Origin of the sequence: Erwinia psychrophila (genome assembly GCF_039023475.1) — a bacterium.
Classification (GTDB): Bacteria; Pseudomonadota; Gammaproteobacteria; order Enterobacterales; family Enterobacteriaceae; genus Erwinia.
This window is the reverse complement of record NZ_JBCHVB010000005.1, coordinates 43,856-56,385: the sequence shown is the minus strand read 5'-3', so window position 1 is coordinate 56,385 and position 12,530 is coordinate 43,856. Positions and strand designations below refer to the sequence as shown.

The 12,530-nt window shown below is 58.7% G+C and carries 12 protein-coding genes; 8 read left to right on the top strand and 4 right to left on the bottom strand.

Annotation, left to right across the window (positions count from 1 at the left end; genetic code table 11):
- Positions 1 to 2: 2 nt before the first annotated feature.
- Genes AAH446_RS13365 through AAH446_RS13355 form a run of 3 tightly spaced genes read right to left on the bottom strand, consistent with a single transcriptional unit; the run spans position 3 to position 1,866 of the window.
- A complete protein-coding gene (locus AAH446_RS13365) occupies positions 3 to 716 on the bottom strand; it encodes a fimbrial biogenesis chaperone (RefSeq protein WP_342907182.1) in 714 nt (237 codons plus the stop codon).
- Between the two features lie 25 nt (positions 717 to 741).
- The gene (locus AAH446_RS13360) at positions 742 to 1,242 is read right to left on the bottom strand and encodes a Csu type fimbrial protein (RefSeq protein ID WP_342907394.1); all 501 of its coding nucleotides are present in this window, start codon (positions 1,240 to 1,242) and stop codon (positions 742 to 744) included.
- 57 nt (positions 1,243 to 1,299) lie between these two features.
- The gene (locus AAH446_RS13355) at positions 1,300 to 1,866 is read right to left on the bottom strand and encodes a Csu type fimbrial protein (RefSeq protein ID WP_342907181.1); all 567 of its coding nucleotides are present in this window, start codon (positions 1,864 to 1,866) and stop codon (positions 1,300 to 1,302) included.
- 551 nt (positions 1,867 to 2,417) lie between these two features.
- On the opposite strand from AAH446_RS13355, the gene AAH446_RS13350 reads away from it, so the two are divergent.
- Together AAH446_RS13350 and AAH446_RS13345 are read left to right on the top strand one after the other, a co-directional pair.
- Positions 2,418 to 4,550, top strand: coding sequence for a putative bifunctional diguanylate cyclase/phosphodiesterase (locus AAH446_RS13350; RefSeq protein WP_342907180.1), 2,133 nt, complete (start codon positions 2,418 to 2,420; stop codon positions 4,548 to 4,550).
- A 119-nt stretch (positions 4,551 to 4,669) separates the two neighbouring features.
- The gene (locus AAH446_RS13345; protein WP_342907179.1) at positions 4,670 to 6,079 is read left to right on the top strand and encodes an aminotransferase-like domain-containing protein; all 1,410 of its coding nucleotides are present in this window, start codon (positions 4,670 to 4,672) and stop codon (positions 6,077 to 6,079) included.
- Between the two features lie 28 nt (positions 6,080 to 6,107).
- Here AAH446_RS13345 and AAH446_RS13340 read toward each other — a convergent pair whose 3' ends face one another.
- A complete protein-coding gene (locus AAH446_RS13340; protein ID WP_342907178.1) occupies positions 6,108 to 6,590 on the bottom strand; it encodes a YlaC family protein in 483 nt (160 codons plus the stop codon).
- A gap of 338 nt (positions 6,591 to 6,928) precedes the next feature.
- Here AAH446_RS13340 and AAH446_RS13335 point away from each other — a divergent pair, with 338 nt between their 5' ends.
- The 6 genes from AAH446_RS13335 to mdcE all read left to right on the top strand — a co-directional run bounded on the left by AAH446_RS13335 (position 6,929) and on the right by mdcE (position 12,505).
- Entirely contained in the window at positions 6,929 to 7,537 is a 609-nt protein-coding gene (locus AAH446_RS13335) for a hypothetical protein (RefSeq protein WP_342907177.1), read from the top strand.
- Between the two features lie 523 nt (positions 7,538 to 8,060).
- Positions 8,061 to 9,716 carry a malonate decarboxylase subunit alpha gene (mdcA, locus tag AAH446_RS13330; RefSeq protein WP_342907176.1) on the top strand — a complete coding sequence of 552 codons (1,656 nt, stop codon included), beginning with the start codon at positions 8,061 to 8,063 and terminating at the stop codon, positions 9,714 to 9,716.
- Positions 9,717 to 9,748: 32 nt separating this feature from the next.
- Entirely contained in the window at positions 9,749 to 10,570 is an 822-nt protein-coding gene (locus AAH446_RS13325) for a triphosphoribosyl-dephospho-CoA synthase (RefSeq protein WP_342907393.1), read from the top strand.
- A gap of 9 nt (positions 10,571 to 10,579) precedes the next feature.
- On the top strand, positions 10,580 to 10,879 hold the full coding sequence (gene mdcC, locus AAH446_RS13320) for a malonate decarboxylase acyl carrier protein (RefSeq protein ID WP_342907175.1): 300 nt from the start codon (positions 10,580 to 10,582) through the stop codon (positions 10,877 to 10,879).
- Entirely contained in the window at positions 10,872 to 11,708 is an 837-nt protein-coding gene (locus tag AAH446_RS13315) for a biotin-independent malonate decarboxylase subunit beta (protein WP_342907174.1), read from the top strand. Before mdcC ends, AAH446_RS13315 begins: the two co-directional genes overlap by 8 nt.
- Complete coding sequence (gene mdcE, locus AAH446_RS13310) at positions 11,705 to 12,505, top strand: biotin-independent malonate decarboxylase subunit gamma (protein ID WP_342907173.1); 801 nt, start codon at positions 11,705 to 11,707, stop codon at positions 12,503 to 12,505. Before AAH446_RS13315 ends, mdcE begins: the two co-directional genes overlap by 4 nt.
- The last annotated feature ends 25 nt before the right edge of the window (positions 12,506 to 12,530 follow it).

Genomic DNA, 12,530 nt, shown 5'->3' with positions numbered 1-12,530 from the left:
GGCTAGCGCGATGCACCGCTGCGCCAGGTTTTATTCCCGAGGTCGGCGCTCAGTTCTGCACCGCCGGAAGCAGTAAAATTCAGAGGGAAAGTGTTCACCGAGCCCGCCAGTACATAGCCAAAAAGGCTGTCTGACAGCACCCGTCCACCCAGCCGGGCCCTGCTCAGGCGGGCGTGTCCGTTGCCGGTATTGGTGATTTGCAGCGCCGGACGGCCATTCTGGTTCACCTGTTTCCAGCTGAGCGCCGGGCTGGCGGCATCGGGAGAAAGCCCCTGGCCGTAGGTGAACAGCGGCACCGAATAGCGCATCTGAAAATTAAGACCAGCCTGATTCGGACCCGAGGACTGCGGCGTGGGGATTTCATCCAGCAGCACGCGGTAGGCGACCTCTTTTCCCGCCGGGGGCGGGCTCTGACCGATCAGGCGCACCAGCTGTTTCTGCCCGGGTTCAATCCTCACCAGCGGCGGGCTGGCCACCACGGTTTGCTGCGTCTGATACTGCTCTTTACCCTCAACCTGTTGCCACGTGAAAATCCTGACCTGCATCAGCGTGGTGGCGTCGCCCCGGTTTTCCAGCCAGAGTTCGGACGCTTTATCGCCGCTGAGGATTTTGGGATCGATAGGCCAGATCAGTACCGAATTACCCGCCCGGGCTGGTGTTATCAGCGAGCTACCTGCCAGACAGAACAGCAGCGCAAAAGTGCATAGCGTCTTCATTCTTCATCCTTTTATGTCCCTGTATTTACCAGCTCAGCGTAACCCTCAAGGTATCGCTGTAAGTCCCCGCCCGGTTAACGCCGCTCAGCTGTAGCAGGCCGTAGAGGGGCAGGGTGATGTTGTTTGCATTGCTGTAGCTCAGCGCCACGTTCTGATTAACCGGTATCGCGCTGGTGGCGCTGTAAGTCGCGCTACTGTAGAGCGTATAGCCCACAAGATTACTGTTGTTCGCCACCCGGAGGTTGCGGGTGGTGGTGTAGTTACTGCCTCCATCAATACTCATCGATAAGGTTGTTCCCGGCGTGCAGGCCAGGTTAAGGGTGGCGTTTTGCACAAAGCCTGCGGTGACCGACCGGTCTCCGACGCCTGGGTAACTGCCAAAATCCAGCGCGCCAAACACGCTGGTATTGGTACCTGAAATGACGCAGCCGTTAACAATCGAGGCCGTTACCTGAAAAGGTTTCGTCGGCAGCGCACCACTGCTTCCACCACTGATAAAAAGCAATATAAGACAGAGCGGACGCATCAGGCCCGCTTCTCTTCTCCCCGGCTTCGCCACGCTGGCGCTCCCTGTCGGTCAGACTCAGTAGTTCACGGCAACGCTGATCGTATCCGTGTAGGTGCCGGCCGGGATAGTGGCGTCAAATCCGCCCCCGGTGATACGGCCATAAATCGGATAGTTTTCGCCGTTAACAGGATCGGTCGTGCCGGTGTTAGCAAGGTCGGTGTTATCAGCGATTGGGGTGGTGTAAGAGGTGGTGCCATAAAGGGTATAGGCGATCCCCTGGGTGGCATCGCTACCCAGAACAAGGTAGCGGGGCTGTGCGGTGACGGCGCCAAAAACGTTGGCCGGAGCCGCATTGCTGCTGGTGAGCTGGACGTTATAAGTCTGTCCTGTTGTGCAGCGCACGAAGATGCCGTTCCCCAGCGAACCGACCAGGGTGGCGTTCAGGGTATCAAAGGTGGCCGCGCTGCTACCAAAGTCCAGAGTACCGAAGTCAACGCCGGTGGTGGCCGATTGCCCGTTAACAAGACAGCCGGTAGTCAGCACCAGCTGGGCATTGATGGTGCCCGTTGTGGTCGCGGCAAAGCCGCAAGAGGCTACGCCGAGGCCCCAGCCGCAGCCCAGCAGAAAAAGCTTCATTTTCATAATCATTCCTTAAGGATCAGACCGATGAATGTGCTTTTTCGCCTGGTGTGAAATTAACGTCATTCTGGCTGAACGTTATGAAAAAAATAATGGATTGGCCGCATTAAACAGAATGGAATGGCCGGGATTTCGTACTTTTTACCGGGCACTATTCTTTTATTTTTCTTTACTATAGAACAGGAGGTTAAACGCTGTGAAGCGAAGCGAAAAAATATTGCCTGCGGGTCACAAAAAAAGCGTCTATCGGGCCGCAGGCTATGGAGGACGCGGGAAGTGAAAATTTGCGCGCTATCACATTTAAATCTGTGCAAGTGAAATGGGCGATGTTATGTTTTTCGCGGCCTGATAGATCTGTAATTAACGCCATGAATTACAGGGATATAACATGGCGTTGTTCTGGCCGTGTTTCTGCGCGGTGAGACTTTATTTCACGCAGCGTAAAGTTGCCTGTTATTTAGCCGATACCCAGTGGGTCAGAAAGGCGTTTTTTTCAGCAATATTGTTTAACTACAGGGTGCCAGAAGACTGGCTACAGACCCAGAGATTTGCCTATGCTAACTAGCTCTTACGACCAGCTGCTGGTCATCGTCTCCATTTTTGTCGCCATACTGGCCTCCTATACCGCGCTGGATATGGCAGGACGAGTGGCAACATCAGCCGGTAAAGTGGCTCACGTCTGGCTGGCGGGCGGCGGTTTCGCCATGGGGATTGGCATCTGGTCAATGCATTTTATCGGCATGCTGGCAATGAACCTGGATATGATGATGAGCTACGATCCTGCGCTCACCATGCTTTCTATGGCCGTCTCTGTCGTCTCGTCCGTTTTTGCGCTGTGGATCGTCTGTTACGGGGAGCTGCCGCTTTCCCGTCTGATCGTCGGCGCGCTGGCGCTCGGCAGCGGCGTGGTCGCGATGCACTATATCGGCATGGCCGCGCTGATGTTTGCGCCGGGCATTACCTGGAACTGGAACTGGATTGCGCTCTCTGTGGTCATTGCGCTGGTGGCGTCGACGGCCGCGCTGTGGCTGGCGTTCAAGCTGCGTCAGGGCGGAGGCAGACTTGCCCTGCTTCGCGCCGGCGCGGCCATCCTGATGGGGGCAGCCATCGCGGGCATGCACTACACCGGCATGGCGGCGGCCAGTTTTCCGGCCATGAGCCACGCCACTGAAATGGGCGTAAACAGTAACTGGCTGGCGGTGCTGGTGGTCGTGGTGACGCTCTCCATTCTGGGCATCACGCTTGTCGTCTCTACCCTGGATGCCCGCCTTCAGGCCCGCACTTCGGTGCTGGCTTCCTCGCTAGCGGAGGCGAACCGTGAGCTGGCTCAGCTGGCGCTGCATGATAATCTGACCCGCCTGCCTAACCGTATCCTGCTGGAAGATCGTCTCGATCAGTCGGTCAATAAAGCCCAGCGGGAAGGCAGCTCATTTGCACTGATGTTCATGGATCTTGACGGTTTTAAAGGGGTTAATGACGCCTTTGGTCACCATATTGGCGATAACCTGCTGGTCGCTGTCACCGAACGCATGAAGTCACAGCTGAAAGGTCACCATACTCTCGCCCGGCTGGGGGGAGATGAGTTTGTGCTGCTGGTCGAAATCGACGATCCCAATGATGCGGCCACGGTGGCTGATATGCTGGTGAAAGCGATTGATGCGCCCTTTTTGATCTCCCGCTACGAACTGACGGTGTCGCTGAGCATCGGTATCGCCGTTTATCCGGGCGATGGTAAGGATGAGCGCGAGCTGATGTTTAATGCCGACGCCGCGATGTATCACACCAAAAACAACGGCCGTAACGGCTACAACTTCTTCCAGCCGTCGATGAATTCCATCGCCCAGAATCAGCTTCAGCTGGTCAACGATCTCTGGCTGGCGCGGGACAATAAAGAGCTTCGCGTCTTCTATCAGCCGAAGTTCTGCGCGCCGCAGGGGCCGATCATGGGGTTTGAAGCGCTGATCCGCTGGCAGCATCCGCAGCGTGGCCTGCTGACGCCCGACGTCTTTTTGCCGCTGGCGGAGAAGACCGGACTGATCGTCACCATCGGTAACTGGGTGATCGGGGAAGCGTGCCGCCAGCTGCGCGTCTGGCATCTGCAGGGCAATCCGCACTGGTCGGTAGCCGTTAATCTCTCGGCGCTGCAGTTTGAGCAGGCGGGCCTGATCGAGGCGGTGACCAGCGCGCTGGAGACGCACCACATTCCTCCCGAGCTGCTGACGCTGGAAGTGACGGAAACGACCGCCATGCGCGATCCGGATGAAAGCATCCGCATCCTGACCCAGCTGACCGATCTGGGCGTGAAAGCCTCCATAGATGATTTCGGTACCGGCTACTCCAGCCTGCTCTATCTGAAACGGCTGCCCGCGAGCGAGCTGAAAATCGACCGGGCCTTTGTGAACGAACTCCAGGCGCAGAGCGAGGATGCCACCATCGTCACCGCCATTGTGGCGCTGGCGAAGACGCTCAACCTGAAAGTGGTGGCGGAAGGGGTGGAAACCCATGAGCAGCAGGCCTTTCTGACCGAACTGGGCTGTAATTCCTTGCAGGGTTATCTGTTAGGCAAGCCGGTGCCTGCCGACAAGGTGCCCGACCTGACGCACTATGTGGACGGCAGAGAGGTTGACGTGCTGCCGGGGCTGAAAAAAAGAAAAGCTGAGGCCGCCTCGCTTGCCGGAAGCCTCTGAGCAGAAATAGCGCCTCCGGCCGCGACAGATAAGCCGCATAGCATACGGGCCGGGCTGTTATATTGCCGATCGCCGACCTATAATAGTGTCCAAATTCTGTAAACCGGCCTGTAACAGTTTTGGCAAAATATCAGCAGCTTATCGATCGTATTTCCCAGCAGATCGCCGATGAAATCTGGCTTCCGGGCGAGAAACTGCCTTCGCTGCGCGAGCAGGTGGCGCTCAGCGGCATGAGCCTGATGACGGTGATGCACGCTTATCAGGTTCTGGAAAGCCAGGGCTGGATCCAGTCGCGCCCGCAGTCGGGCTATTTTGTCGCGCCGCGCGCGGAATTCCTCAGCCAGCCCGCCAGCCATCAGAAGGTCCAGCTGGCTGAGTCGGTGGATATTAACGCCTTTATCTTTGACGTCTTACAGGCCTGCCGCGATCCTGACATCGTCCCCTTTGGTTCCGCTTTCCCCGATCCTGGCCTTTTCCCCCAGCGCCAGCTGATGCGCTCGCTCAGCGCGGTATCGCACTCGCTGACGCCCTCCGATGCCCTGAACAATCTCCCTCCCGGCAACGAAATGCTGCGTAAAACCCTGGCACAGCGCTACGCGTTGCAGGGCGTGCAGGTTTCCCCGGATGAAATCGTCATCACCAATGGCGCGATGGAGGCCCTGAACCTCAGCATGCAGGCGGTAACGGAGCCGGGTGACTGGGTCATCATCGAAAACCCCTGCTTCTACGGCGCGCTTCAGGTGATTGAACGGCTGAAGCTGAAAGCCGTCGCCATCGCCACCGATCCGCAGCACGGCATGGATCTTGATGAGCTGGAGAGGGCGCTGGCGCGCTGGCCGGTAAAAGCCTGCTGGATGATGACCAACCAGCAAAACCCGGTTGGCTGCACGCTCAGTCGTGAAAAGAAGCAGCAATTGGTGGCGCTGCTGGAGCAGCATCAGGTCGCGCTGATTGAAGATGATGTTTACAGCGAGCTCTATTTCGGCGGCGACAAACCGCTGCCGGCGAAAGCCTTTGAGCGACAGGGAAGCGTGCTGCACTGCTCCTCGTTCTCCAAAAATCTGGTGGCCGGATTTCGCGTCGGCTGGGTCGCCGCGGGCAAGCACGCGCAGCGCATTCAGCGCTTACAGCTGATGAGCACGCTGGCGACCAGCGCCCCGATGCAGCTTGCTATCGCCAACTACCTCCGCACGCGAAGCTATGATACGCATTTGCGGCGGCTGCGGCAGGCGCTGGAGCTCAGGAAAAATCAGGCGCGGCTCTCGCTGAGACGACACCTGCCGGAAGGGGCCAGAATCAACGAGTCGCACGGCGGCTATTTTCTCTGGGTGGAGCTGCCGGGACAGGTTAACGCCACCGATCTCTACTACCGTGCGCTTCAGCATGGCATCAGCATCGCGCCGGGAAAAATGTTCTCCTCCGGCGAGCAGTACGCTAATTACTTCCGCTTTAATACGGCATGGGAATGGGATGACGAGAAGGAGAGGGCCGTGGCTACTTTAGGGAAACTGATCGGAACGATGCGCTAAGGGCCCGCCGTGCGGGCCCCGGACGGCGTCAGACGGTAGAGGCGCGCTGCTGACCCCAGGTCAGGCGGTAAACGTCATAAAAATCGACTTCCCCCTTCAGCGACAGGAGCTTTTCAACCCCCTTCTTCACCTTATCGGGCACCGTCGGGCTGGCGAGGATCTCTTTTACGGCCGCATCAGAAAGCGTACGCACGTAATACCACTCGCCGTAATAGCAGACGCGCAGATCCAGCGTGTCGATATCCTCAAAGCGGTAGCGGGGATTCACATCCATCAGCATCAGCACGCTCATCAGCAGAACAAACAGCGTGGCGCCCCAGAAGGCGGGCCAGCCGAGAAACTCGGTGGTGAAAATCAGCGCCACGGTCAGCACATAACAGAGGTACATCGAGACCCAAAGGCCCGGATGGTTTTTCAGAAAGGTCAGGCTGAAGCGCGGGCGGTTATCGCGTTTTTCTTCACGATTCAGGGTGTCAATTTCACGCAGCAGAATTTGTTTAATGTCGTTCACGGTAACCTCTCTCGTTATGATTTTCAGTAAACCACAGCGGGTAAAGTTAATACAGACACAGTTAGGAGGATTAAGGCTATAACAGTTACCTTTTTGGTGGCGTAATGCGCTCTGCCTCCCCGTCACTCACTTTACCCGGATTGCCGCATCGTTATATTTTATACCCGAGGTGGGCCGATACAGCCTGTCTTGCCTGGGTCGCGAGGCTATTTGAGTTAAGTCACGGTAAATAAAAGAGTTATGTGATCTGAGGTCCGCTAGTTTAGTTGCAAGTTAGTTAATAACTGCCACAATTAAGCTACAAAAGCTGCCCTGCAGCTGAGCCCAGGAGTCGTCGTATGTCCACGTATACCGGTAGTTTACTCAGCATGATGTCTTTCGCCGCCGGTACGTTCGCCGCTGGCGCTTCCACCAGCCCGCAATATATGACCTTCCAGCCTTCGGTTGGCGTGCCAAATAACGTGCTGCCGCTGATCATTTATCCGCAGGTTGTACCGGATGAGGTGGAGGACATCGGCCACTATTTTGAGACGCTGTTTGCCCGCCATCAGTGGACGCCGCGCTGGCGCTATCCGGTCTTTCCCTACACGCACTATCACCCTGACACCCATGAACTGTTGGGCGTGGGTGCAGGCTGGGCGCAAATTCTTTTTGGTGGCGAAACCGGGCGGGCGGTGACCGTTCACGCCGGGGACGCGATGCTGATCCCGGCGGGCGTGGGGCATCAACAGCTCGCCGCCAGCGAAGATTTTTTTGCGGTAGGGGCCTATCCGGGCGATATGCAGCCGGATACAAAGCGTGACGATCCGGCCGATGTCGCCCTGTCACTGACGAAAATCGCCCAGGTGCCTTTGCCTTCCTGCGATCCCATTACGGGTAAAGAAGGCGCGGTAACGGAGATATGGCATCCGCTCGTGCAGTATCAGGCCGCCAGTCACCAGGACTAAGCCTGTGCAGTATGGTCATCTGGCGGGGCAGCCCACCCGTGCCTTGCCAGCGCCTCAAGCGTACTATCCCCGCGTGCTGACTGAGCGTCCACTTATTGCCTGGTAATAAACGAGGCGTCCTCTCCCGACGCGGTTTGCCATCCTCCAGACGCAGCGCGATATTTTCCGCCGTAAACCCTTTCATTATTAATCCCACAATAAAGAGCCTGTTGCCGTTGATAGAAATGGTATAGCCGAAGCTGAAAACCTGCCGGCTCAGCGGCAGACTGGCGCCTGGGGAGGCAGCGTTATCCGGAACAACTACTGGAATTTACCGGTAAAAAAAGAGCCGCCCGTCTGAAAAAAAATGTGACGCACTACGCGCAGGGTTGTCTGTAATCTGCTGAAAAACAGCGCGCTGTTTTTATCATTACTCTGAGGCTAACGCTTCGACACCGGGGTTAATTGATACTCCTGCCAGTGAGGACCACACTTCCTGACCAGAACCTGATGACATCTTACGATGGACTTACTGGAGGTGAAAATGTTCTCTGAACAAAAGGCGGCCCGCGTCTGGGATACGCGCCGGAGTGAAAAACGGCGGCGCATCGAGGCCCTGGGCGTAACGGGCAAAGTGCTTCCCACCGACGATATTGTGGGCCTGCTGCAAAAGCTGATTGCGCCCGGCGATCGGGTGGTGATGGAGGGGAATAACCAGAAGCAGGCCGATTTCCTGTCCCGCTCGCTGGCTGAGGTGAATCCCGGCATCGTTCACGACCTGCATATGATTATGCCGAGCGTGGGCCGAAGCGAACATCTGGATATTTTTGAAAAGGGTATCGCCCGCAAGCTTGATTTTGCCTTCTCCGGTCCGCAAAGCCTGCGCATCTCCCAGCTGCTGGAGGATGGACAGCTCGAAATTGGCGCTATCCACACCTACATTGAGCTTTATTCACGCCTCTACGTCGATCTGGCGCCTAACGTGGCGCTGATTGCCGGGTTTAAAGCTGACCGTAAAGGGAATCTTTATACCGGTGCCAGCACCGAAGATACGCCCGCGCTGGTGGAAGCCGCGGCCTTCCATGACGGTATCGTCATTGCCCAGGTCAACGAACTCGTGGATGACGAGTGCGATCTGCCCCGCGTGGATATCCCCGGCTCGTGGATTGACTTCGTGGTCGTGGCAGATAAACCCTTCTTTATCGAACCGCTGTTTACCCGCGATCCCCGGCTGATCAAACAGGAACATATCCTGATGGCGATGCTGGCGATCAAAGGGATCTATGCCGAGCATCAGGTGCAGTCGCTGAACCACGGTATCGGTTTTAACACTGCCGCCATTGAGCTGCTGCTGCCAACCTACGGCGAACAGCTCGGCCTCAAAGGCAAAATATGTAAACACTGGACCCTTAATCCACACCCTACGCTGATCCCGGCTATTGAGAGCGGCTGGGTGGAAAGCGTGCACTGCTTCGGCGGCGAAATGGGCATGGAAAACTACCTGGCCGCCCGGCCGGATGTCTTCTTTACCGGCGCTGATGGCTCAATGCGCTCAAACCGCGCGTTTTGCCAGATGGCGGGTCAGTATGCGGTGGATATGTTCATCGGCTCCACGCTGCAAATCGATGGACTGGCGAACTCCTCCACCGTGACCCGGGGCCGTCTTTCCGGCTTCGGCGGCGCGCCGAATATGGGCCACGACCCGCACGGCCGCCGCCATGCCACGCCTGCCTGGCTGGCGATGATCGATGAACCGGATCCAATGGCCCGTGGCCGCAAGCTGGTCGTACAGATGGTGGAAACCTTCCAGGCCGGCGGTAAACCCACCTTCGTGGAGAATCTTGAAGCCGTCGAGGTAGCGAAAGCCGCGGGGATGCCGCTGGCGCCGGTCATGATTTACGGCGACGACGTTACCCATGTGCTGACGGAAGAGGGTATCGCCTATCTCTACCGGGCGAAAACGCTGGAGGAACGCCGCGCGATGGTGGCTGCCGTCGCCGGGATTACCGATATCGGGCTGGGTGTGGATGCGAAACGCGTGGCGCAGCTGCGGCGCGAAGGCAAAGTCGCCTTCCCTGAAGATCTGGGCATCCGCCGCACGGAAGCCAGCCGTTCGCTGCTGGCCGCCGGTAGCGTCGCCGATCTGGTGGAATGGTCGGGCGGCCTTTACACCCCACCGCCTAAATTCCGGAGCTGGTAATGAACAGAGAGCCGTCACTGCAAAGCATCGATATGCCGTCAGCGCTGATGGCGGAGCTGGCGACGCGCTGCCTGATTGATGAGGCGCGCCTCAGCCCCAAGCCGGGCCTGGTGGACAGCCGGGGCAGCGGAGCGCATCAGGATCTGACGCTGGCGCTGATGGAGCGCTCAGCCCGCAGCCTGCAGCCGACCTTTCAGGCGCTGGCCCTGCACAGCTGGAACCGGCCCGCAGATATCGCCCTTCGTCAGGCCGTCGGCAGGCTGGGCCGCGAGGGTGAACGCCAGATGATGCTGGCCACGGACGGGGTCAATACTCACCGGGGTGCCATCTGGGCAATGGGGCTGCTGGTCAGCGCCAGCGCGATGCTGGCAGGCGAGAAAGCGCCGCAGCGTCTGGCGGATGCCGCAGCGAGCCTGGCGTGCATTGCCGATGACGCCGCACCTAAGCTGTTCAGCAAGGGACTGCGGGCAAGCCGTCGCTACCGGGTTCCCGGCGCGCGGGAAGAAGCTCAGCAGGGCTTTCCGCATATCCTCAGGCTGGCATTGCCGCAGCTCAGGCGTAGCCGGCAGGCGGGCGCGTCAGAGTGCGAAGCCCAGCTGGATGCGCTGATGGCCATCATGACCTCGCTCAGCGATACCTGCGTGCTTTCCCGTGCCGGGGCGCAAGGTCTGGCCGCCATGCAGCAGGGCGCCCGGTCGGTGCTGGCAGCGGGTGGCGTGAAGCAGCCCCAGGGCCAGCAGGCGCTTGCCGTGCTTGATGCACAGATGATCCGGCTCAACGCTTCGCCCGGCGGCGCGGCTGATTTACTCGCCGCCACCCTGTTTTTAGATCGCTTAGCCGATCTCCCTTTTTGAGAGGACGTTATGGAACAGATCACTTTTTCCCTTCCGGCCACGCGGAAGCTCAGCGGTAAAGCGCTGGCGGGCGTGGTGGGGTCTGGCGATATGGAAGTGCTGTTTGAGGCCGATGGCGGCCAGCAGCTCACCGTCAGCCTTACCACTTCGGTGGATAACAGCAAAAAACGCTGGCTCGCGCTGTTTGACCGTCTGAACACCCTGGGCGACCTGCCGTCAGGCCAGATGCTGATTCACGATTTTGGTGCCACGCCGGGCGTGGCGCGTATCCGTATTGAGCAGGTTTTTGAGGAGGTAAGCGATGCGTAGCGATCGCAGCTTTATCGAACTGAAAGCGCGCCAGCGGGCCAGACTGCTGCTGGATGAGGGGAGCTTTCGCGAATTACTGGACCCGTTTGACGTCATCATGTCGCCGTGGCTCGGGCCACAGGGCATCGTACCGCAGTCCGACGACGGCATGGTGGTCGCCAGAGGCACTATCAATGGTCAGCCTGCGGTGGTAGTGGCGATCGAAGGTTCGTTTCAGGGCGGCAGCATGGGCGAAGTGTCCGGCGCAAAAATGGCCGCAGCGCTGGAGCTGGCCGCAGAGGATAACCGTAACGGCATTAAAACCCAGGCGGTTCTCTGCCTGGAAACCGGCGGTGTGCGGCTACAGGAAGCGAATCTTGGCCTGGCGGCCATTGCCGATATTCATGCCGCCATCGTCGATCTGCGCCGTTACACCCCGGTGATCGGCATCATTGCCGGTACCGTGGGCTGCTTCGGCGGCATGTCGATTGCGGCGGCGCTCTGTAGCTACCTGATTGTCACCCGCGAGGCGCGCCTGGGGCTGAACGGCCCTCAGGTTATCGAGCAGGAAGCGGGGATAGAAGAGTATGACTCGCGCGACAGACCCTTTATCTGGAGCATGACCGGCGGCGAAACCCGCTACCGTAGCGGTCTGGTCGATATGCTGGTCAGTGATGGCGAGCAGGCGGTGAAAAAAGCGATGAACGAGGCGATTGCAAAGGGCATTCCGGCGCAGCACCGTTCGGACAACTACGCCTGGTTCCTGCCGCGTCTCAGCCAGTTTGATACGCAGAAACAGGCCGACGCGCAGCAAATCTTGCAGCTTTTTAGCCGGGAGGAGGAGAAATGAGCAATTTTATCAGCCGCGGTGAACAGTGGTTAAGCCTGCTGACCAACAACGCACCCCGTATGTCCGGGCTCTGCCCCTCCGTGCAGGTCGCTGATGCGACGCTCGGCGGTGAGCCTGCGCGCTTTATTGCCGTCGTTCCGGATGCCCATAACCACTATCCGCGAGCCACCAAAGGAGAAGTCGGGCTGCTTGAGGGCTGGACGCTGGCAAAAGTGCTGGCTGAAACGCTGGCGGAAGATGCCGACAGCGCGATCAAACGCCCGCTGGTAGCGGTCATCGACGTGGCAAGCCAGGCCTATGGCCGCCGCGAAGAGGCTTTCGGTATTCATCAGGCGCTGGCCGCCGCGGCGGGCGGCTGGGCCAACGCCCGACTTGCCGGACACCCGGTCATCGGTCTGATTGTCGGGAAAGCGATGTCCGGGGCCTTTCTGGCCCATGGCTATCAGGCTAACCGGCTGATCGCCTTCAACGATCCGGGCGTCATGATCCACGCAATGGGGAAAGATGCCGCCGCGCGCATTACGCTTCGCAGCGTCGAGGCGCTGGAGAGACTGGCAGAAACCATTCCGCCCATGGCCTATGACATCGCCAACTATAAGTCGTTAGGCCTGCTGGAGGATCTGCTGGATATCCAGGATCCCGATGCCCCTTCGTCCAGCGATCTTGCCACAGTGCAACAAGCGGTTGAAAAAGCCGTCACCGCTGCGCGCAACGATCCCGGACTGAGCAGCCGGCTGCATGCGGAAAACCGCCGCAGTTCGGCGCTGGTACGTGAAAAAATGCGCGCCGCCTGGTAACACCATACTAAGACAAACCTGTCAG

Excerpts from the sequence above, each read along its gene's own strand:
- AAH446_RS13325 (WP_342907393.1), top strand. The coding sequence starts at position 9,749 with ATGCCGTCAGCGCTGATGGCGGAGCTGGCGACGCGCTGCCTGATTGAT.
- AAH446_RS13365 (WP_342907182.1), bottom strand. The coding sequence starts at position 716 with ATGAAGACGCTATGCACTTTTGCGCTGCTGTTCTGTCTGGCAGGTAGC.
- AAH446_RS13315 (WP_342907174.1), top strand. The coding sequence starts at position 10,872 with ATGCGTAGCGATCGCAGCTTTATCGAACTGAAAGCGCGCCAGCGGGCC.
- AAH446_RS13355 (WP_342907181.1), bottom strand. The coding sequence starts at position 1,866 with ATGAAAATGAAGCTTTTTCTGCTGGGCTGCGGCTGGGGCCTCGGCGTA.
- mdcE (WP_342907173.1), top strand. The coding sequence starts at position 11,705 with ATGAGCAATTTTATCAGCCGCGGTGAACAGTGGTTAAGCCTGCTGACC.
- AAH446_RS13335 (WP_342907177.1), top strand. The coding sequence starts at position 6,929 with ATGTCCACGTATACCGGTAGTTTACTCAGCATGATGTCTTTCGCCGCC.
- AAH446_RS13360 (WP_342907394.1), bottom strand. The coding sequence starts at position 1,242 with ATGCGTCCGCTCTGTCTTATATTGCTTTTTATCAGTGGTGGAAGCAGT.
- mdcC (WP_342907175.1), top strand. The coding sequence starts at position 10,580 with ATGGAACAGATCACTTTTTCCCTTCCGGCCACGCGGAAGCTCAGCGGT.
- AAH446_RS13350 (WP_342907180.1), top strand. The coding sequence starts at position 2,418 with ATGCTAACTAGCTCTTACGACCAGCTGCTGGTCATCGTCTCCATTTTT.
- mdcA (WP_342907176.1), top strand. The coding sequence starts at position 8,061 with ATGTTCTCTGAACAAAAGGCGGCCCGCGTCTGGGATACGCGCCGGAGT.